Source organism: Pantoea sp. WEP (assembly GCF_041678305.1).
Lineage (GTDB): Bacteria > Pseudomonadota > Gammaproteobacteria > Enterobacterales > Enterobacteriaceae > Pantoea > Pantoea dispersa.
This window is the reverse complement of sequence record NZ_JBGNXB010000001.1, coordinates 3,751,059-3,770,751: the sequence shown is the minus strand read 5'-3', so window position 1 is coordinate 3,770,751 and position 19,693 is coordinate 3,751,059. Positions and strand designations below refer to the sequence as shown.

At 56.5% G+C, this 19,693-nt stretch carries 19 protein-coding genes and 1 pseudogene; 13 read left to right on the top strand and 7 right to left on the bottom strand.

Annotated features, from left to right (window positions below; all coding sequences use genetic code 11):
- The first annotated feature begins 89 nt into the window (after positions 1-89).
- Positions 90-302, top strand: coding sequence for a CsbD family protein (locus tag ABVR31_RS17635; RefSeq protein ID WP_021507857.1), 213 nt, complete (start codon positions 90-92; stop codon positions 300-302).
- Positions 303-372: 70 nt separating this feature from the next.
- On the opposite strand, the gene zur is transcribed toward ABVR31_RS17635, so the two are convergent.
- On the bottom strand, positions 373-894 hold the full coding sequence (gene zur / locus ABVR31_RS17630; RefSeq protein ID WP_058757567.1) for a zinc uptake transcriptional repressor Zur: 522 nt from the start codon (positions 892-894) through the stop codon (positions 373-375).
- Between the two features lie 448 nt (positions 895-1,342).
- On the opposite strand from zur, the gene traF reads away from it, so the two are divergent.
- From traF to pspG, 3 genes are all read left to right on the top strand, one after another.
- Positions 1,343-2,590: a conjugal transfer protein TraF gene (gene traF / locus ABVR31_RS17625; RefSeq protein WP_058757566.1), complete on the top strand. Its 1,248-nt coding sequence runs from the start codon at positions 1,343-1,345 to the stop codon at positions 2,588-2,590.
- Positions 2,591-2,680: 90 nt separating this feature from the next.
- Positions 2,681-3,676 carry a tRNA dihydrouridine(20/20a) synthase DusA gene (gene dusA, locus ABVR31_RS17620; RefSeq protein WP_058757565.1) on the top strand — a complete coding sequence of 332 codons (996 nt, stop codon included), beginning with the start codon at positions 2,681-2,683 and terminating at the stop codon, positions 3,674-3,676.
- Positions 3,677-3,885: 209 nt separating this feature from the next.
- Positions 3,886-4,152 (top strand): envelope stress response protein PspG, encoded by a 267-nt coding sequence (pspG, locus tag ABVR31_RS17615; protein WP_058780892.1) that lies wholly within the window; start codon positions 3,886-3,888, stop codon positions 4,150-4,152.
- 191 nt (positions 4,153-4,343) lie between these two features.
- On the opposite strand, the gene ABVR31_RS17610 is transcribed toward pspG, so the two are convergent.
- A complete protein-coding gene (locus ABVR31_RS17610) occupies positions 4,344-5,327 on the bottom strand; it encodes a quinone oxidoreductase (RefSeq protein WP_058757563.1) in 984 nt (327 codons plus the stop codon).
- A gap of 73 nt (positions 5,328-5,400) precedes the next feature.
- On the opposite strand from ABVR31_RS17610, the gene dnaB reads away from it, so the two are divergent.
- The 7 genes and pseudogenes from dnaB to ABVR31_RS17575 all read left to right on the top strand — a co-directional run bounded on the left by dnaB (position 5,401) and on the right by ABVR31_RS17575 (position 12,197).
- A complete protein-coding gene (dnaB, locus tag ABVR31_RS17605) occupies positions 5,401-6,807 on the top strand; it encodes a replicative DNA helicase (RefSeq protein ID WP_021507851.1) in 1,407 nt (468 codons plus the stop codon).
- A 128-nt stretch (positions 6,808-6,935) separates the two neighbouring features.
- Positions 6,936-7,428: pseudogene (locus ABVR31_RS17600) on the top strand (Lrp/AsnC family transcriptional regulator).
- A gap of 228 nt (positions 7,429-7,656) precedes the next feature.
- The gene (locus tag ABVR31_RS17595; protein WP_288425018.1) at positions 7,657-8,271 is read left to right on the top strand and encodes a YitT family protein; all 615 of its coding nucleotides are present in this window, start codon (positions 7,657-7,659) and stop codon (positions 8,269-8,271) included.
- 45 nt (positions 8,272-8,316) lie between these two features.
- Positions 8,317-9,510: an amino acid aminotransferase gene (locus tag ABVR31_RS17590; protein ID WP_031279758.1), complete on the top strand. Its 1,194-nt coding sequence runs from the start codon at positions 8,317-8,319 to the stop codon at positions 9,508-9,510.
- 316 nt (positions 9,511-9,826) lie between these two features.
- Positions 9,827-11,314, top strand: a complete 1,488-nt coding sequence (locus ABVR31_RS17585; protein ID WP_372774086.1) for a catalase — start codon at positions 9,827-9,829, stop codon at positions 11,312-11,314.
- Between the two features lie 106 nt (positions 11,315-11,420).
- Positions 11,421-11,837, top strand: a complete 417-nt coding sequence (locus ABVR31_RS17580; protein ID WP_211726529.1) for a secondary thiamine-phosphate synthase enzyme YjbQ — start codon at positions 11,421-11,423, stop codon at positions 11,835-11,837.
- Between the two features lie 3 nt (positions 11,838-11,840).
- Positions 11,841-12,197: an MmcQ/YjbR family DNA-binding protein gene (locus ABVR31_RS17575; protein ID WP_288425014.1), complete on the top strand. Its 357-nt coding sequence runs from the start codon at positions 11,841-11,843 to the stop codon at positions 12,195-12,197.
- Here ABVR31_RS17575 and ABVR31_RS17570 read toward each other — a convergent pair whose 3' ends face one another.
- Positions 12,198-13,262: an NAD(P)-dependent alcohol dehydrogenase gene (locus tag ABVR31_RS17570; RefSeq protein ID WP_058780888.1), complete on the bottom strand. Its 1,065-nt coding sequence runs from the start codon at positions 13,260-13,262 to the stop codon at positions 12,198-12,200. It lies immediately after the preceding gene.
- 275 nt (positions 13,263-13,537) lie between these two features.
- Positions 13,538-16,366 (bottom strand): excinuclease ABC subunit UvrA, encoded by a 2,829-nt coding sequence (gene uvrA / locus ABVR31_RS17565; protein ID WP_150059149.1) that lies wholly within the window; start codon positions 16,364-16,366, stop codon positions 13,538-13,540.
- A gap of 221 nt (positions 16,367-16,587) precedes the next feature.
- Between uvrA and ssb1 the strand changes: the two genes are divergently transcribed.
- A complete protein-coding gene (ssb1, locus tag ABVR31_RS17560; RefSeq protein ID WP_021507842.1) occupies positions 16,588-17,130 on the top strand; it encodes a single-stranded DNA-binding protein SSB1 in 543 nt (180 codons plus the stop codon).
- Positions 17,131-17,181: 51 nt separating this feature from the next.
- Here ssb1 and ABVR31_RS17555 read toward each other — a convergent pair whose 3' ends face one another.
- The 3 genes from ABVR31_RS17555 to ABVR31_RS17545 all read right to left on the bottom strand — a co-directional run bounded on the left by ABVR31_RS17555 (position 17,182) and on the right by ABVR31_RS17545 (position 18,687).
- A complete protein-coding gene (locus ABVR31_RS17555) occupies positions 17,182-17,646 on the bottom strand; it encodes an RES family NAD+ phosphorylase (protein ID WP_088515717.1) in 465 nt (154 codons plus the stop codon).
- Positions 17,643-18,086: an antitoxin Xre/MbcA/ParS toxin-binding domain-containing protein gene (locus tag ABVR31_RS17550; protein ID WP_141496166.1), complete on the bottom strand. Its 444-nt coding sequence runs from the start codon at positions 18,084-18,086 to the stop codon at positions 17,643-17,645. The genes ABVR31_RS17555 and ABVR31_RS17550 overlap by 4 nt, the downstream gene beginning before the upstream one ends.
- 73 nt (positions 18,087-18,159) lie before the next feature.
- Entirely contained in the window at positions 18,160-18,687 is a 528-nt protein-coding gene (locus ABVR31_RS17545) for an isochorismatase family protein (protein WP_150059150.1), read from the bottom strand.
- 126 nt (positions 18,688-18,813) lie between these two features.
- On the opposite strand from ABVR31_RS17545, the gene ABVR31_RS17540 reads away from it, so the two are divergent.
- Positions 18,814-19,644: an AraC family transcriptional regulator gene (locus ABVR31_RS17540; protein WP_058757554.1), complete on the top strand. Its 831-nt coding sequence runs from the start codon at positions 18,814-18,816 to the stop codon at positions 19,642-19,644.
- Positions 19,645-19,693: the final 49 nt, after the last annotated feature.

Here is a 19,693-nt window from a genome sequence, read left to right as displayed (position 1 = left end):
ACGGCGCAGATAAGTAGCGCGTTATATGGTTATTTCCGGCATTACATGAGAAATACACCATCTCACTCAGGAAGACGTGGAGGATTGTTATGAACAAAGACGAAGCGAGCGGAAACTGGAAGCAGTTTAAAGGGAAGTTTAAAGAGAAATGGGGCAAGTTAACCGATGACGATTTGACTGTGATCGAAGGGAAACGCGATCAGCTGGTAGGTAAAATCCAGGAACGTTACGGTTACGCCAAAGATGAAGCTGAACGTGAATTGAAAGACTGGGAAAGTCAAAACAAAGATTACCGCTGGTAAGTCTCCCGCTTTAAGGATGATGCTCCTACCCGCTGATCGTTACGATCGGCCTGGCACACGGACGTGCCAGTTACCCTTTACGCCCCTTCTTCTTACTTTCCACTTCATGATCGTGCTGACAGCTACCCGGCTGTGTGCAGGCCGCCACTTCGGCACAGTTTTCACACAGGCCGTGCGCCTCAATAACGCTATGACGTAAGGTAAAACCTGCCTGATCGGCCAACCCGGCAATGATCTTTTCCACGCCGTGCGCGTGCTTCTCACTGACGGCGGCACAGTTGTCGCACACCAGCATCACCGATGTGTGCGCCGGCTCGTCGAAATGGTGGCACACCACATAACTGTTATTTGACTCCACCCGATGAATAAATCCCTGCTCCAGCAGGAAATCCAGCGCGCGATAAATAGTCGGTGGTTTCGCCTGGGGTTCACTGATGCGCAGCTGGTCCAGCAAATCGTAAGCGCTAATGGAACCGTTCTGCTCCGCCATCAGGCGCAGCACTTCTGCGCGCTGCGTAGTGAGGCGCACGCCACGGTCAAGGCACAGAGATTCAGCCTGCGTGAGCAGTTGTTCGGGCGTGAGGTTTGGCATAAGCATTCTCCAGGTGATGGGTGATGTTATTTTATCACACAAACTTTTACGCTGCTGCCATTGCTTTTTTACCTTATATCATCCAGGAAATGTCCGGCTTTCAGCCACTTATCTGCCGCGTTACGTCCTGGTACCTCCTTCTGTTAAGCCATGTTTTTCCTTCCTGAGTTTTTTCTCACAGGTTAACCCATCTTTTTGCTTTGCAACTCACTGACTTAGTGGCTATGGTTCAAAAGGTTTTAAGTAATTTCTGGCATCAATTTAGCTGACGTTCATATTTCTGCATAAAACAACAGCAGAATGGTGCGGGCGTGACCAATTCTGCGAATAGCAATGCTAATTCCTTTCAATTCACAGCAATAAAGCGTTAGCCAGCGTTCAGAATAGGGCTAATAAACTATTCAGTCGTAGAGACAGTCCACGACAATTAAAAGGTGATGGCAGACTCATGGTGAAGACATTATTCAGACGCAAGAAAATTGCTTATGTTGTTGGTTTTAATGCGGTATTTGTTACCACATCAGCATTTGCTGCTGGCACCTGGTACGATGCGCGTAACGATGCCATGGGGGGAACCGGTGTCGCTTCCTCAACCTGGAGCTCGGCAGTGCTGGCTAACCCGGCATTGATGACCAAAGCGCAGCCTGAAGATAACGTCAGCATCATTTTTCCTTCAGCCGGTGTGCAGATTACTGACAAAGACAAATTAGTGGATCGCGTAGACGAAATTACTGATACGGTGGACCGCTATCGTGACGTGATCAACAACATCACGCTGCCGGAGATCATCAATGGCGCGCCTCAGGTCAGAGCCGCGGCAGGTGATATGGCCAATCAGCTGCGCGATCTGCGCGGTGATAAAGCGAATGGCACCGCAGGCGTGGCGTTAGCCGTCAGCATTCCCAACGAGACCCTTCCTTTCGCCTTCATCACCAAAGCCTACGGCACGGCACACATCCGCGCTAACGTGGTACAGAGCGATATTGATTATCTGGATCAGGTCGCAAATGGACGCATTCCCTTGCCGGGCGACCAAAATAATCTGCGCTCCAGCGCCAACGGCCTGGCTGCGCTGATCACCGATTACGGCGTCGCAATGGCACATGAGTTCACCATCGCCGGTCACCCGGTCTCCGTTGGCGTCACGCCGAAGCTGCAGAAAACCTGGCTGTATAACTACACCGCCAGCGTTTATAACTACGACAAGAATGATATTAACGACAGCCGCTATCGCAGCACCGAAACCGGTTTCAACGTCGATGCCGGTATCGCTACCGACTTCGCGGAGAACTGGACCTTCGGCGTGACCGGGCAGAACCTGGTCTCGCGCGATATCGACACCAAAGAGGTTAACGGCTATCGCGATACGTATCAGATTCGCCCGCTGGTTACCACCGGACTGGCGTGGAATCGCGGACCCTTTACTCTGACCGGCGATGTCGATCTGACGGAAACCAAACGTTTTAAATCGCAGGAGAGCAGTCAGTACGCTGGCGTGGGTGGTGAATATCGCGTGCTGGACTGGCTGGCGCTGCGTGCCGGCTATCGCGCGGATATGAAGTCGAATGACACCGATGTGTTTACGGCCGGTCTCGGCGTGTCGCCGTTCAACAATGCGGTGCATCTGGACCTGGCCGGTTCGGTCGGCAAAGACAATACCTGGGGCGCCATGGTGCAGCTCGGGTTTAACTTCTGACCACACGATGACGGGCGGCTGTGTCGCCCGTCACAGCTGTGATATCATTGCGCAGTTTCTCATCACTTAACTGCGGATTTACTGCGTTTCATGACCGATACATTCTCTTCGCAACGTTTCTCCATCGCCCCCATGCTGGACTGGACCGACCGTCACTGTCGCTATTTTCACCGTCAGCTGAGCGGCGACACGCTGCTGTACACCGAAATGGTGACCACCGGCGCCATCATCCACGGCAAAGGCGACTATCTGGCCTATAGCGAGGCGGAGCATCCGCTGGCGCTGCAGCTGGGCGGTAGCGATCCGGCCGCGCTGGCAACCTGTGCAAAGCTGGCAGAAGCGCGCGGATACGATGAGATCAACCTGAACGTTGGTTGTCCGTCCGATCGGGTACAGAACGGCCGTTTTGGCGCGTGCCTGATGGGTGAGGCGGCGCTGGTCGCGGACTGTATCAAAGCGATGCGCGATGTGGTCAGCATTCCGGTCACGGTGAAAACCCGCATCGGTATTGACGACCAGGACAGCTACGCCTTCCTGTGCGATTTTGTCGGCACCGTGGCGCAGCAGGGCGGTTGTGATACGTTCATTATTCATGCGCGTAAAGCGTGGCTTTCGGGGCTCAGCCCGAAAGAGAACCGTGAAATTCCACCGCTCGATTATCCGCGTGTTTACCAGCTGAAGCGGGATTTCCCGGCGCTGACCATAGCGATCAACGGCGGCGTTAAGACGCTTGAAGAGGCCAAAGCGCATCTGCAGCACCTGGACGGCGTGATGATGGGGCGCGAGGCCTATCAAAATCCCGGCATTCTGGCGCAGGTTGATCGCCAGCTGTTTGGCCGTGAGACACCGGTGGCCGATCCGGTCGCCGTGGTGCGTTCCATGTACTCTTACATCGAAGCCGAACTGGCCCAGGGCACTTATCTGGGACACATTACGCGCCACATGCTGGGCCTGTTCCAGGGCATTCCCGGCGCGCGCCAGTGGCGCCGTCATCTGAGCGAAAATGCCCACAAACCGGGCGCCGACGTCCGCGTGCTGGAAGCGGCGCTGGCGCTGGTGGCCGACCGCATCGTGCAGGAAGCCTGATCCCGCGAGCCGGCCTGGTCAGGCTGGCAGACCGGTTTAAACCGCACGGTTTCATCGTGCGGTTTTTAATTCACCACCAGTTAGTCAATTTCACCAAATCAACGTCCCCTCTGTCCTGCATCAAAGCGATAATTCAATGGCTTAGCGATCGTTACGACCTGGCACGTATCTTGTAATACCTTCTGCATTACAGATACAGGAGAGCGCTCGTGGAAATATTATTCGTTATCGGCTTTTTTATGATGCTGCTGCTGACAGGCGTATCACTGCTGGGCGTGATCGCCGCGCTGGTGGTGGCCACCGTGGTGATGTTTCTCGGCGGGCTGTTTGCGCTTGTTATAAAATTGTTGCCGTGGCTGGTGCTGGCGGTGGTCGCCGTGTGGCTTTATCGCGCATTTACCACGCCGCAGGGAGAGGTGAAACTTAACCGGCTGAAAAGGAAAATCAGCAACTTAGAGAAGAGAAGCTGGCGCTAAATGCGGTTACGATCACAGAGTTGGTGATTGCTTAGTACGAATTCGCAATTAAACATATTTTTTACTTATGTTTTCTGTCAGGATAGGTAAAGAAATTCAGACGAATTCATCGCCGCTGTCCCTACACCAGCGCGAACTATAAAAAAGAAAGAAAAGGGCTTCCTTCGGGAAGCCCTTCATCATTTCTGCTATCAGGGAATTAACAGGCTGGAACCCTGAGTGGCACGACTCTCCAGCACCTGATGCGCACGCACTGCATCGCTCAGAGCAAATTTCTGCTGCTCCGGCACGTTAAGCTGTATAGCGCGGCTGGCGATAAGCGAAAACAGTTCGCCGCTGGCGCGATCGAGCTCTTCACGGTTGGTGATATAGCCAAACAGGGAAGGGCGGGTGACAAACAGTGAGCCTTTCTTGTTAAGAATGCCGAGGTCAACGCCGGTCACCGGGCCGGAGGCATTACCAAAGCTCACCATCAGGCCGTGGCGGCGCAGGCTGTCGAGGGAGGGTTCCCAGGTATCTTTGCCCACTGAGTCGTACACTACCGCCACTTTTTCACCGTTGGTCAGTTCGCTGACGCGCTGGGCGATATCCTCTTCGCGATAATTGATGGTGGCCCAGGCGCCGGCATCTTTGGCGATCTGCGCTTTCTCCGCAGACCCGACGGTGCCAATCAAATGCGCGCCCAGCGCTTTCGCCCACTGGCAGGCAATCAGGCCCACGCCGCCCGCGGCGGCATGAAACAGGAAAATTTCATCGGCTTTTACTTTGTACGTCTGACGCAGCAGATACTGCACCGTCAGGCCCTTGAGGAAAGAGGCCGCAGCCTGCTCAAAGCTGATGCTGTCCGGCAGAATCACCAGCCGATCTTCCGCCACATTGTGCAGCTCACTATAGGCACCCAGCGCGGCCTGGCAATACACCACGCGATCGCCCGGCTTGAAACGCGAAACCGCGCTGCCCACTTTTTTCACGATGCCTGCCGCTTCAGTGCCCAGGCCGGACGGCAGCGAGGAGACCGGATACAATCCGCTGCGCACGTAGGTATCGATGTAGTTAATACCAATCGCCTTGTTCTCCACCTGAACTTCATGGTCGGTGGGATCGGCTGGTGTGAAATCGACCCATTGCAATACTTCCGGGCCGCCGTGCTGGTTGAACTGAATTCGCTTTGCCATTCTGACTCCTGTGATTGTTCATCCTGGGACGGTATACTTGCGCGTCCCTTTCACGATCGGTAATGCATTCACTATGGCAGGAAATAAACCCACCAACAAATCGAACGAACCCCGCGATCGGCAGCTCGAAGGCGTGAAAATGCCGCCGCACTCTCTCGAAGCGGAGCAGTCGGTGCTCGGTGGGTTGATGCTGGATAACGAACGCTGGGATAACGTCTCCGAGCGCGTGGTTGCGGAAGATTTCTTCAACCGCTCGCACCGCATGATTTTCTCTGAAATGCAGCGCCTGCTGGAAGCCGGTCAGCCCATTGATCTGATCACCCTGTCAGAGTCGCTGGAAACGCGCGGTGAGCTGGAGATGGCGGGCGGCTTTGCCTATCTGGCCGAGCTGGCAAAAAATACCCCAAGTGCGGCAAACCTCGGTGCTTATGCCGACATCGTGCGTGAACGTGCGGTGGTGCGTGAGATGATTTCGGTGGCTAACCAGATCGCTGATGCCGGTTACGATCCGCAGGGCCGCAGCAGCGAAGAGCTGCTGGATTTCGCTGAATCCAACGTTTTTAAAATTGCCGAACAGCGCGCCAATAAGGATGAAGGCCCGCAAAATATCGAACAGATCCTCGAAGCGACGGTATCGCGCATTGAAGCGCTGGTGTCAACGCCGCACGATGGCGTGACCGGCGTCGATACCGGCTATCAGGATCTCAACAAGAAAACCGCCGGTCTGCAGGGTTCAGATCTGATCATTGTCGCGGCGCGTCCGTCGATGGGTAAAACCACTTTCGCCATGAACCTGTGCGAAAACGCCGCCATGCTGACAGACAAACCGGTGCTGATTTTCAGTCTCGAGATGCCCAGCGAACAGCTGATGATGCGTATGCTGGCCTCGCTGTCGCGCGTTGATCAGACGCGTATCCGTACCGGTCAGCTGGAGGATGAAGACTGGGCGCGCATCTCGGCCACCATGGGCATCCTGTTAGAAAAGAAGAACATGTTCATCGATGACTCGTCCGGCCTGACGCCTACCGAAGTGCGTTCACGCGCGCGCCGCGTGTTCCGTGAAAACGGCGGCCTGAGCATGATCATGATCGACTACCTGCAGCTGATGCGCGTACCGGCGCTCTCCGACAACCGTACGCTGGAGATCGCCGAGATCTCACGCTCGCTTAAAGCGCTGGCGAAAGAGCTCAATGTACCGGTGGTGGCGCTGTCGCAGCTTAACCGCTCGCTGGAGCAGCGCGCCGATAAGCGTCCGGTTAACTCGGATCTGCGTGAATCGGGGTCGATCGAGCAGGATGCGGACCTGATCATGTTCATCTATCGTGACGAGGTGTATCACGAAAACAGCGATCTGAAAGGCATCGCCGAGATCATCATCGGTAAACAGCGTAACGGCCCGATCGGCACAGTACGTCTGACGTTCAACGGCCAGTGGTCACGCTTTGATAACTACGCCGGACCGCAATACGACGACGAATAATCGCGCTTCCACAGTTGCATGCACGATTTGTGCATGCATTTCACGTCATCAGAAAATAGTGTTGGACAACCTCGTCAATTATCAGGTTATCTGTAGCAAAGCGAATCCTATAACGCTGTGGACACAGAATGACTCAGGTAGACGATTACGACCTTAAGATACTGACACTACTACAATCTAACGGCCGCCTTACCAACCAGGAATCTCAGTGATTTAGTCGGACTTTCGGCGTCGCAATGTTCACGCCGGCGCATTAATCTCGAACAGGCAAATCTCATTCTCGGCTATCACGCACGGCTCTCGCCGGACGCGGTAGGGCTGGGCATGGTCGGCTTGATCGAGGTGCGACTGAAAAATCACACGCCCGATTACGAAGAGAGTTTTCACCGCATGGTGGAGCAGGAAGCGGCGATTGTCGACGCGTTCAAAACCACCGGCGACGCCGACTATCTGTTAAAAGTCGCGGTGGCCGATTTAGCGGCGCTGAGCGCGCTGATCAGTCAGCTCGTCGCTGGCCATCAAAGCGTGGCGCACGTGAAAACCTCGGTGGTACTCAATCGTTTAAAAGAGAACGGTTTGATGATGATCCCCGAGCACAAAGTGCGCCAAAAGAGTGCATGATGTGCCAGTGTGGTGCAGATTTCTGCCATTTTTCGCGTAAAGCGCGCACCAGAAACCGAATTTGTGCATGAATCGATTATTTTACGGCAGATTGATGCACATAAACCTGCAATAAAGCGCCTTAGTTATCAATTGGATAATCGCTGGCACCCATCGGCGGCGACAGGAAGCCGCCGATGTGGTGCGTTTTTTGCAAATGAACGCCATCATTTGCAAAGAGATCGCGCCATGGATAACGCTGTACAATCTTCCCGCATTCCCCACACCCGTACAGAAGATGCGCTGGCTATCGTGCTTGGCACGCTGATGGTGTCGTTTGGCGTCATTATGCTGAAACAGGCGGGCGCGCTGACCGGCGGTACGGCGGGCGTGGCTTTTCTCATTAGCTACCTGTCGCCGCTCTCGTTCGGCAGCGCCTTCTTTCTGATTAACCTGCCGTTTTACTGGCTGGCCATTCGTCGCATGGGCTGGGAATTTACCCTGAAAACCTTCTGTGCGGTGGGGCTGGTATCGCTGTTCACCCATTTGCACCCGCTGTTTATCCATTTTTCTGCGCTAAATCCGTTTTATGCGACATTGTTCGGTAACGTGGTGATGGGGATTGGGTTTATAGTGTTGTTTCGTCACAAAGCCAGCCTCGGTGGTATCAATATTCTGGCGCTCTGGCTGCAGGATCGCTCTGGTCTGCGCGCCGGCAAACTGCAAATGGCGCTGGATACCTGTGTGGTACTGGCCTCGCTTTTTGTGGTATCGCTGCCGATGCTGCTGGCCTCCATCGCCGGCGCGGTGATGCTCAATCTCATCATCGCCATGAATCACCGTCCCGGCCGCTATTTTGTTTGATGACGTCGACCCACACATTTATGAATAATCATGGAGATCTGCACCGTGTTTCAAAACGTTGATGCCTATGCTGGCGATCCGATTCTGTCGCTGATGGAAACCTTCAAACAGGACCCGCGTGACCACAAGGTGAATCTGAGCATCGGCCTCTATTACAACGAAGCCGGCATCATTCCTCAGCTGCAGGCGGTGGCCGCCGCGGAAGAGCGTTTGCAGGCGCAGCCACATCAGGCTTCGCTCTATCTGCCAATGGAAGGGCTGGGTCCGTATCGTAACGCCATTGCGCCGCTGCTGTTTGGTAAAGAGCATCCGATGCTGCAGGCGGGGCGCATTGCTTCCATCCAGACGCTGGGCGGCTCCGGCGCGCTGAAAGTGGGCGCAGATTTCCTGAAGCGTTACTTCCCGGACGCCAGCGTATGGGTCAGCGATCCGACATGGGAAAACCATGTGGCGATCTTTAACGGTGCCGGTTTTAACGTTAACACCTACCCGTGGTACGACGACGCCACCAACGGCGTGAAGTTCGATGCCTTCATCGCCAAACTGAAAACGCTGCCGAAGCAATCCATCGTGTTGCTGCATCCGTGCTGCCACAACCCGACCGGTGCGGATCTGACCAACGCGCAGTGGGATCAAACCGTTGAGGTCCTGAAAGCGCAGGAGCTGATTCCGTTCCTCGACATCGCCTACCAGGGCTTTGGTGCCGGTATGGAAGAGGACGCTTACGCGATTCGCGTGATTGCCGCGGCGGGCCTGCCGGCGCTGGTGAGCAACTCCTTCTCGAAAATCTTCTCGCTGTACGGTGAGCGCGTTGGCGGCCTGTCGATTGTCTGCGACAGCGCAGAAGAGTCGGCACGCGTGCTGGGTCAGCTGAAAGCGACCGTACGTCGCAACTACTCCAGCCCGCCGAACTTCGGTGCTCAGGTGGTTTCCTGCGTGCTGAACGACGAAGCGCTGCTCAACAACTGGCTGGCGGAAGTGGAAGCGATGCGCCTGCGTATCATCGAAATGCGCCAGGTGCTGGTCAATGTGCTGAACAGTAAACTGCCCGGCAAAAACTTTGATTATCTGCTGAAGCAGCGTGGCATGTTCAGCTATACCGGGCTGAGCGCACAGCAGGTGGACCGCCTGCGCGAAGAGTTCGGTGTGTACCTGATCGCCAGCGGTCGCATGTGTGTCGCCGGTCTCAACAGCCGCAACGTCAATCAGGTAGCTGAGGCGTTTGCTGCCGTAATGTAACCGACGCGATGCCTGTCAGCCCGCGGCTGGCAGGCACCCGTTTCAGCCATCCACACATTGTCTGTTCCCGCTGTACCTTCTGCCGCCCCCCGCTTTTCCACGCTTCTCTTTGCCAGCCATGCTGGCTGGCGGCCGCATTCCGCATGGCTATAACACCTTAACCCCGGGTAATCGGGACGGGTCTTGTGTGTTCCTGTTAGTGAGGGCGCTATTTTTTGCCGGCGCGCTTTGGCGCACTGCCAGAGCGCTCGCCAATCACAATAAGGAACCGCCCATGAGCTATTTCCCTTCCGCACTGAAACCCCTCTGCATTGCCATGACGCTGGCGCTCGCACTGCCTGCTGCAGCCGTTGAGCTGACGCGTGATAACGGCGCGCCGGTCGGCGATAACCAGAATTCACAAACTGCCGGCGCCAATGGCCCGGTGCTGTTACAGGACGTGCAGCTGATTCAAAAGCTGCAGCGTTTTGATCGTGAACGTATTCCGGAACGTGTGGTGCACGCACGTGGCACCGGCGCGCACGGTGAATTTCGCGCCAGCAAAGATATCAGCGATCTGACTATCGCTGAGGTGTTTAAACCGGGAACGGTGACGCCGGTCTTTGTGCGCTTCTCCAGCGTGGTGCACAGCAAGCATTCGCCGGAAACGCTGCGCGACCCGCGTGGTTTTGCCACCAAATTCTATACCAGCCAGGGCAACTGGGATCTGGTGGGCAACAACCTGCCGGTGTTCTTCATCCGCGATGCGATCAAGTTCCCTGATATGGTGCACGCGTTTAAACCGGATCCGCGCACTAACCTCGATAACGATGCGCGCACCTTCGATTTCTTCTCCCACGTACCGGAAGCCACGCACGCGCTCACCATGCTGTTCTCCAACATGGGCACGCCGGCGAGCTATCGCGAAATGGACGGTAACAGCGTGCACGCCTACAAGTTTGTGAACAGCAAAGGCGAAGTGCACTACGTGAAGTTTCACTGGAAGACGCTGCAGGGCGAACGCAACCTCGATCCTACTGAATCGGCAGCGATCCAGGGCCGCAGCTACAGCCACATGACTGAAGATCTGGTGGCGGCGATTAACCGCAAAGCGTTTCCGAAGTGGGATCTCTACATTCAGACCATTAAAGCCAGCGAACTGGATAAGTTCGATTTCAATCCGCTCGACTCCACCAAAATCTGGCCGAATGTGCCAGAGGTGAAAGTGGGGCAGATGGTGCTGAATCGCAACGTCGACAACTTCTTCCAGCAAACCGAGCAGGTGGCGATGGCGCCGTCCAATCTGGTGCCGGGCATTGAGCCGTCTGAAGATCGCCTGCTGCAGGGCCGCCTGTTCTCCTATGCTGATACCCAGCTGTACCGCGTGGGCGCTAACGGCCTCAGCCTGCCGGTGAATGCGCCGCGCGTACCGGTCAGCAATGGCAATCAGGATGGCCTGATGGACAGCGGTAACGCCGATGACAAGGGCGTTAATTACCAGCCAAGCCGCATCTATCCGCGTGAAGAGCTGCAAAGCGCACGTTACAGCCATACGCCGCTTAACGGCAGTACGCAGCAGGCGATGATCGCCAAACCGCAAAATTTCCGCCAGGCAGGGGAGCTGTATCGTTCCTTTAACGCGAAAGAGCGGGGCGCTCTGATCACCTCGCTCGGTAGCGCGCTGAAAAGCGCCGACGCGCAAAGCCGGCTGGCGATGCTCTCGTTCTTTTATAAGGCCGATAGCGAGTACGGCACGCGTCTGGCGGCGGTAACGCAGGACGATATCACCACGGTAAAAGCGCTGGCTGACAAGCTGAGCGACTGATGTGCCGGCGGCAGAGCAAGCGCTCTGCCGCTTTTTCCCGCTGAAGGGTTTACCTTTCGCCGACATGCTGCACACTTAAGTAAACGGTTTAACCCAGGAATGTGGCATGTGGCAGCAACAAACTCTCACGCTGAGCGCGAAGGCGCGCGGCTTTCATCTGATCACCGACGAAATTGTCGGCCAGCTTAAGGGCTTAACGGACCTGCGCATCGGCCAGCTGCATCTGCTGTTGCAGCACACCTCAGCGTCGCTGACGCTCAATGAAAATTGCGATCCTACGGTGCGCAGCGACATGGAGCAGCACTTTCTGCGGCACGTTCCAGAGGACGCGCCCTATCAGCACGACTATGAAGGCGCTGACGACATGCCGGCGCACATCAAATCGTCACTGCTTGGCGTATCGCTGCTGATCCCGGTCAGCCGCGGCAAACTGCTGCTCGGCACCTGGCAGGGGATCTGGCTGGGCGAACATCGGGTACACGGCGGCGCGCGGCGCATCGTCGCCACCTTACAAGGGGAATAAAACATGAACACGTCGGATTTACTGACCTACTGCATGAGCAAACCGGGCGCTTCACAAAGTTATAAAGATGAGTGGGACGCAACCCAGGTGAAGAGCGATGGCGTGCTGTTTGCCATGGTGCATGACGTTGAAGGGCGACCGGCGTTGTCGCTGAAGACCTCGCCCGCGCTGGCGGAGTTATTGCGCGATGAACACCACGATGTGTTTCCCAGTGAACATCTCAATAAGTCGTACTGGAGCACGCTGTGGCTGGATGGATCGCTGAAGGATTCGCAGATTTACTATCTGGTTGATGCGTCATGGCAACAGGCTGACGCCACGCGCGCGGCGGGCGTCAGCCATGATGATGAGACGCGCTGATTAAGCCGCAGACTCTTCACGCAGGGTGTTGATATCAATCACGAAGCGATACTTCACGTCGCTTTTCAGCATGCGCTCGTAGGCGTCGTTGATTTGGTTCATGGCGATCAGCTCGATATCCGAAGTGATGCCGTGCTTGCCGCAGAAATCCAGCATCTCCTGGGTTTCGGCGATACCGCCAATTAGTGAACCGGCAATGCTGCGACGCTTGAGGATCAGGTTAAATACCTGTGGCGCCGGGTGATCGTGCTCCGGCGCGCCGACCAGCGTCATGTTGCCGTCGCGCTTCAGCAGGGCGATAAACGGGTTGAGATCGTGCTGCGCGGCGACGGTATTTAAGATGAAGTCGAAGCTGTTGGTATGTTGTGCCATCTGGTCAGCCTCTTTCGAAATCACCACTTCGTCAGCGCCGAGGCGTTTGCCATCTTCAATTTTTGACGGTGACGTGGTGAACAGCACCACGTGCGCGCCCATCGCATGCGCGATTTTCACGCCCATATGGCCGAGGCCGCCCAGACCAACGATACCGACTTTTTTGCCGGGACCGACATTCCAGTGACGCAGCGGGGAATAGGTGGTGATACCGGCGCACAGCAGCGGCGCAACGCCCGCCAGATCGAGGTTTTCCGGTACGCGCAGCACAAAGCTTTCATCAACCACCATGCTGGTGGAGTAGCCGCCGTAGGTGATGGCGCCGGTTTCACGATCCTGGCCGTTGTAAGTGCCAACAAAGCCGTTTTCACAGTACTGCTCGAGTCCTTCCTGACAGCTTGGGCAGCTGCGGCAGGAGTCGACCATACAGCCGACGCCGACTAAATCGCCCACTTTATATTTGTGCGTGTGCGCGCCAACGGCGGTAACGCGACCCACGATTTCATGGCCTGGCACCACCGGGAATACGGTGTTGCGCCATTCGTTGCGCGCCTGGTGCAGGTCCGAGTGGCAGACGCCACAGTACAACACTTCAATCTGCACATCATGAGCGCGCAGTTCGCGCGGCTTATAATCGAACGGGGCGAGTTTGGCTTTCGCGTCCTGTGCGGCATAGGCATGCGTAATATTCATGGTGTCTCCAGTCAGATGTGTCGTGAGTATTTTTTGCGAGGGGTCCGTTCAGTGATGACACTGAAGGACAGAGGCGCGTCAGCGGCGCCAAAAGGAACGCAGTAAGAATAGTCAGCGGGACGCGATGCGTATATGCCTGAAGTTGTCTGTTTCTTGCCTGTTTCTGCATTTGCTAAGGCATTCAGACAATGGCACCAAATGGCGAGCAACCGGAGCGGTGAGCCGTGGCGAGATCAGAAAAAACGCGCCGCAACAGCGGGTGCGGCGCGTTAAACCTACTTTTTCAGCATCGGCTTGAGGAAGCGTGCAGTATGCGATTTTTCGCACTGTGCAACGGTTTCCGGCGTGCCGGCCACCAGGATTTCACCACCGCCGCTGCCGCCTTCCGGACCGAGATCGACAATCCAGTCAGCGGTTTTGATCACGTCGAGGTTGTGCTCAATCACCACGATGGTATTGCCCTGATCGCGCAGCTGATGCAGCACTTCCAGCAGCTGCTGGATGTCGGCAAAATGCAGGCCGGTGGTCGGTTCATCGAGAATGTACAGCGTCTGACCGGTACCGCGCTTCGACAGCTCACGCGCCAGTTTAACGCGCTGCGCTTCACCGCCGGACAGCGTGGTTGCCGACTGGCCAAGACGAATATACGACAGGCCGACATCAATCAGCGTCTGCAGCTTACGCGCCAGTGCAGGTACCGCATCAAAGAACTCACGCGCCTCTTCGATGGTCATCTCCAGCACTTCGTGAATGCTCTTGCCTTTGTACTTAATCTCCAGCGTTTCGCGGTTATAGCGTTTGCCTTTGCACTGATCGCACGGCACATAAATGTCCGGCAGGAAGTGCATTTCGACCTTGATTACGCCGTCGCCCTGACAGGCTTCACAGCGCCCGCCGCGCACGTTAAAGCTGAAGCGGCCCGGATTGTAGCCGCGCGAACGCGCTTCCGGCACGCCGGCAAACAGTTCACGCACCGGGGTAAAAATCCCGGTGTAAGTGGCCGGGTTTGAGCGCGGCGTCCGGCCGATCGGGCTCTGATCGATGTCGATCACTTTATCGAAGTGCTCCAGCCCGGCGATCTCGCGATACGGCGCAGCTTCACCGCTGGTAGCACCATTCAACTGGCGCTGCGCAATCGGGAACAGCGTATCGTTAATCAGCGTTGATTTGCCGGAACCGGACACGCCGGTGATACAGGTAAACAGCCCAACCGGAACCGTCAGCGTGACATCCTTCAGGTTATTACCGCGTGCGCCGCTCAGTTTCAGTACTTTGGACGGATCGCCTTTCACCCGCTCTGCCGGCACCGCGATTTCACGCTTGCCACTGAGGAACTGACCGGTGAGAGAATCTTCGTGCGCCATGATGGCATGCACATCGCCCTCGGCTACCACCTGGCCGCCGTGCACGCCAGCGCCCGGACCGATATCAATAATATGGTCAGCGGCGCGAATCGCGTCTTCATCATGCTCAACCACGATCACGGTATTACCGAGATCGCGCAGGTGAATCAGCGTCGATAGCAGGCGTTCGTTGTCGCGCTGATGCAGACCGATGGACGGTTCATCCAGTACGTACATGACGCCAACCAGACCGGCACCAATCTGGCTCGCCAGACGAATACGCTGTGCTTCACCGCCGGACAGTGTTTCCGCTGAACGCGACATCGACAGATAATTCAGGCCGACGTTGACCAGGAAGCTCAGACGGTCGCCAATTTCCTTCAGCACTTTCTCGGCGATTTTGGCGCGCTGGCCGCTCAGCTTCAGATTGCGGAAGAAGTCCATAGCGTGGCCGATGCTCATATCCGAGATGGTCGGCAGGTTGGTGTCTTCCACGAACACATGGCGCGCTTCACGACGCAGGCGCGTCCCTTCGCAGCTGGCGCAGGCGCGGTTGCTGATAAACTTCGCCAGCTCTTCGCGCACCGCGTTGGATTCCGTCTCTTTGTAGCGGCGCTCCATGTTATGCAGCACGCCTTCGAACGGATGACGACGCACCGAGGTATCGCCGCGATCGTTGATATATTTGAACTCAATGTTCTCTTTGCCGGAGCCGTACAGAATCACTTCGCGCGCTTTCTCGCTCAGGCTATTGAACGGCGCTTCGACATCGAAATCCAGATGTTCCGCCAGCGAGCGCAGCATCTGGAAATAGTAGAAGTTACGGCGATCCCAGCCGCGAATGGCGCCACCGGCCAGCGACAGCTCCGGATTTTGTACCACGCGATCGGGATCGAAATATTGCTGAACGCCGAGGCCGTCACAGGTCGGGCAGGCACCGGCCGGGTTATTGAACGAGAACAGGCGCGGCTCCAGCTCGCGCATGCTGTAACCGCATACCGGGCAGGCAAAGTTAGCTGAGAACAGCATCTCTTCGGTATCGGGATCGTCCATATCCGCGACGATCGCCGTGCCGCCACTCAGTTCCAGCGTCGTTTCAAAGGATTCGGCCAGACGCGTCGCCAGATCGTCACGCACGCGGAAACGATCGATCACCACCTCAATGGTGTGTTTCTTCTGCAGCTCCAGCTTGGGTGGATCCGACAGATCGCACACTTCGCCATCAATACGTGCGCGGATGTAGCCCTGCGCCGCCAGATTTTCCAGCGTTTTGGTGTGCTCGCCTTTGCGGTCTTTTACCACCGGCGCCAGCAGCATCAGGCGCCGACCCTCTTCCTGCGCCAGGACCTGATCGACCATTTGGCTGACGGTTTGTGCCGCCAGCGTGACGTTGTGATCCGGACAGCGCGGTTCACCCACGCGGGCAAACAGCAGACGCAGGTAGTCATGAATTTCAGTGATGGTGCCGACGGTCGAGCGCGGGTTGTGTGACGTCGATTTCTGCTCAATGGAAATGGCAGGCGACAGCCCCTCGATGTGGTCTACGTCCGGTTTCTCCATTAAGGAAAGAAACTGGCGCGCATAGGCAGAAAGCGATTCAACATAGCGGCGCTGGCCTTCGGCATACAGCGTATCAAACGCCAGCGAAGACTTACCGGAACCCGACAGACCGGTCACTACAATGAGCTTGTCGCGTGGGATGATCAGGTTGATATTCTTCAAATTATGGGTGCGAGCACCGCGGACTTCAATCTTATCCATTCACCTTTCCCGGATTAGGCAACGCTCGCCATGCCTTGCCAGCACGACCAGCAGAAACGCATCATTATGGCACAAAAAATAAACTGAATAAATATCCAGTGTTTTTGCTATCCTGTCACGGTCGAAAAACTGGAATCCCGCTCGAAAGTGGGAAGCGTCATTGTGACGTGATACAATTTTTCGCTTAGACTTTTAGCATTAACTCATCGGGAGACAGCAACATGGCCAGTCGTGGCGTAAACAAAGTGATTCTTGTCGGGAATCTGGGTCAGGATCCGGAAGTGCGCTACATGCCGAATGGTGGCGCGGTAGCCAACATTACGCTGGCCACGTCAGAGAGCTGGCGCGACAAGCAAACCGGTGAAAACAAAGAGATCACCGAGTGGCACCGCGTCGTGCTGTTCGGCAAGCTGGCTGAAGTCGCCGGCGAATATCTGCGTAAAGGTTCGCAGGTCTACATTGAAGGCCAGCTGCGCACCCGTAAATGGCAGGACCAGAGCGGTCAGGACAAATACACCACCGAAGTGGTCGTGAACGTGGGCGGCACCATGCAGATGCTGGGTGGTCGTCAGCAGGGCGGCAACGGCGGTGGCGCACCGATGGGCGGCCAGGGCGGCGGCAACAATAACGGCTGGGGCCAGCCGCAGCAGCCACAGGGTGGGGGCAACCAGTTCAGCGGCGGCGCGCAGCAGCGTCCACAGCAGCAGAGCGCACCGGCGAACAACGAACCACCAATGGATTTCGACGACGATATCCCGTTCTGATTGGCGTACCGATCCACGCATTATCCAGCCCTCGCTTCTGCGAGGGTTTTTTTATGTCCTGATAAGCCGGCGATCAAACATAAACGGTAACGCTTTCACACCCGGCAGATAGTCACTAAATGCAGGATGGAGAGGGTTCAGGATGGCGTTGTTTTCCATCGGGATAATCGTGGAAGGTAGCATCAGCGCGGCACCTTCAGCGGATTGCAGCCAGCCGGTGCCGAGATCCATTGTCGACAGTGGCGCTGGATCATGACGCCAGTCCGGCGGCAAAAATGCTTCAGCAAGATAGGCAACTTCTGCATCCGGGATGTCGATACTGAGTAAGGTGTACTCATCCAGCACCGACTCTCTTCCGATATGGACCAGCACTTCCAGTGCTGCGAGTGACACCGACGTGGCAACATAAACGGTGGGATAGCCTTTATGATTCCAGCGTCCACCATACTGTTTTGCCCCATAACCGGACCAGGCTTCAGCCGCATACTGGCTCTTCGTCAGCCGATAAAAAATCACGAGAAAACACCGTGCTCCAGACGGCCGATCAGATCGAGCACATCCAGCGCACCGCTCTCCGTCGTCAGTAAGGTGATGGGCGCAACATTGCCTAACCCTTTCACCGGCCGGCTCAGCCACTGGGTGGCCTCTTCTTTATTACCAGCAAAAAGCTGAACGGCGGCATCCATCACGCGGACGAAGCGGGCGACACGTTCACTCTCGTCGGGTGACAGACTTTTACCCGTGCTTTTACGACGGGCAATGTTGCGTTCATTAATCCCTGTGACCTTCATGATTTCGGCGCGCGTCATGGCCGACCAGTGACGGATATCATCAATGACGGCCACCGGCAAACCGGCTTCCAGCATACGCGTTAACTCAATACCACGTGGAGGCAGGCCTGCAACCCGCCACAGCGTGTTGTCATTGGCTCCAGGCTGAGGAATATAAGCTCGCATGTGAGAAACTCCATACAGACAAGTGTCATGCTCTATTATTGACACTTGTCAGATTATTTCAATAGCGCAACCCTTAATGCGCGCGCCACTCCCGCAGTAATTCTTCCGTGGTTTTAACCCGCACCGGATTGCCCGGCATGATCAAATCCGCCCACACTTCGTTGTGCTGATTAATAAGCTGCTGCGCCGACACATGTGTGCGATCGGCGGTGGTGTGGGCATCGGCCGCCACGGTGACGTGATAGCCAAGGCTGGCCCCGACTTTGATGGTGGTATCGACGCAATAATCGGTGGCGCAGCCGCAAATGACAAAGCTTTCAATCTGATGCTGTTCAAGCTGCGCCGCGAGCCCGGTTTGCCAGAAGCTGTCGCAGGCGGTTTTGGTGATGTAAAGCGCGCCGGCGGGTTGTTCCAGTTCGGCGACTATTTGCCAGTCTGCGGAGTCAGCGGCTAAATCCGGCCCGCTATGCTGAATAAAAATGACCTGATCGGCGGCGGCCATCAGCTGATTAATGCGCGCGCAGCGTCCGGCGCGGTCGTAACGCGGCGTTGCCAGCACGCCATTTTGCATATCCACTACCATTACCACCCGTTGTGCCATTGTCGCCTCCTTTATAGGTCAGGCCCCAGTGTCGCGCTGAAGGGCCAGGCGCGTAAAGCGATTGGGCTTTGCTTTTTTTGTGCGCGCCGCGCATGCTTACTGCCTGATAGCGTATGGAGGTGTGTGGTGACGGTGGTTCCCGAAGTCTTTCCCTGTGAGCAGGATCGTGCGCAGTTTCAGCACTTTGCTGAGCTGCCGGGCATTGAGCTTTATCAGGCGCACATCTCCCGCTACGCTTTTGAGCCCCATACCCACGAAGCCTTCGGGATTGGCACCATTGAATCCGGCGCGCAGCGCTTTCGTTACCGCGGCACCAATTATGTCGCGCCGGTGCATTCGCTGGTGATGATGAATCCCGATGAACTGCACACTGGTGAATCGGCCTGCGCTGAAGGCTGGCGTTATCGCATGATCTATATCGATCCGGCGGAGATGGATCGGCTGACCGGCGATCGCAACTGGTGGTTTAGCGATGCGCTGCGCACCGATGCGCGTCTGGCACAACCTTTCTCTCACGCGCTGGCACAGATGTGGCAGGCGCAAAGTGCGCTGGAGCGGCAGGGCGCGCTGCTGGATCTGCTGGAGTGGCTGCGTCCGCTGGCGCAGCAGGGCGTCGCGCGGCCGCGCGAAGGCGCCCACCGCTTTGATGTGGTAAAAGCCTGGCTGCGCGATAACCTGGCAGAGCCGGTGCGGCTGGAGGAGCTGGCGGCGCTGGTATCGCTGTCGCCGTGGCATTTTCTGCGCAGTTTCAAACAACACTTTCACGTCACTCCCCATCAAATGCTGATGGCCTTCCGCCTGTTCGAGGCCAAGCAGCGGCTGGCGCAGGGCGAGAGCGCCGCCAGCGTGGCGGCGGCGGTTGGCCTCACCGACCAGGCGCATCTGACGCGGGCGTTTGCCCATCGCTACGGCATTACGCCGGGACGCTATCAAAAGCAGGTGTTCAGCGGACGTTAACCGCAATCTGCTACAAGCCTTTCACCTTTTCCTGCGCCACACTGTGGCG

What these genes read in the sequence shown, in the direction of transcription:
- ABVR31_RS17595 (WP_288425018.1), top strand. Translation starts at nt 7,657, where the DNA reads ATGGATAACGCTGTACAATCTTCCCGCATTCCCCACACCCGTACAGAA.
- ABVR31_RS17610 (WP_058757563.1), bottom strand. Translation starts at nt 5,327, where the DNA reads ATGGCAAAGCGAATTCAGTTCAACCAGCACGGCGGCCCGGAAGTATTG.
- ABVR31_RS17550 (WP_141496166.1), bottom strand. Translation starts at nt 18,086, where the DNA reads ATGCGAGCTTATATTCCTCAGCCTGGAGCCAATGACAACACGCTGTGG.
- ssb1 (WP_021507842.1), top strand. Translation starts at nt 16,588, where the DNA reads ATGGCCAGTCGTGGCGTAAACAAAGTGATTCTTGTCGGGAATCTGGGT.
- ABVR31_RS17570 (WP_058780888.1), bottom strand. Translation starts at nt 13,262, where the DNA reads ATGAATATTACGCATGCCTATGCCGCACAGGACGCGAAAGCCAAACTC.
- ABVR31_RS17635 (WP_021507857.1), top strand. Translation starts at nt 90, where the DNA reads ATGAACAAAGACGAAGCGAGCGGAAACTGGAAGCAGTTTAAAGGGAAG.
- ABVR31_RS17575 (WP_288425014.1), top strand. Translation starts at nt 11,841, where the DNA reads ATGAACACGTCGGATTTACTGACCTACTGCATGAGCAAACCGGGCGCT.
- ABVR31_RS17580 (WP_211726529.1), top strand. Translation starts at nt 11,421, where the DNA reads ATGTGGCAGCAACAAACTCTCACGCTGAGCGCGAAGGCGCGCGGCTTT.
- traF (WP_058757566.1), top strand. Translation starts at nt 1,343, where the DNA reads ATGGTGAAGACATTATTCAGACGCAAGAAAATTGCTTATGTTGTTGGT.
- zur (WP_058757567.1), bottom strand. Translation starts at nt 894, where the DNA reads ATGCCAAACCTCACGCCCGAACAACTGCTCACGCAGGCTGAATCTCTG.
- uvrA (WP_150059149.1), bottom strand. Translation starts at nt 16,366, where the DNA reads ATGGATAAGATTGAAGTCCGCGGTGCTCGCACCCATAATTTGAAGAAT.
- ABVR31_RS17545 (WP_150059150.1), bottom strand. Translation starts at nt 18,687, where the DNA reads ATGGCACAACGGGTGGTAATGGTAGTGGATATGCAAAATGGCGTGCTG.
- dnaB (WP_021507851.1), top strand. Translation starts at nt 5,401, where the DNA reads ATGGCAGGAAATAAACCCACCAACAAATCGAACGAACCCCGCGATCGG.
- ABVR31_RS17585 (WP_372774086.1), top strand. Translation starts at nt 9,827, where the DNA reads ATGACGCTGGCGCTCGCACTGCCTGCTGCAGCCGTTGAGCTGACGCGT.
- dusA (WP_058757565.1), top strand. Translation starts at nt 2,681, where the DNA reads ATGACCGATACATTCTCTTCGCAACGTTTCTCCATCGCCCCCATGCTG.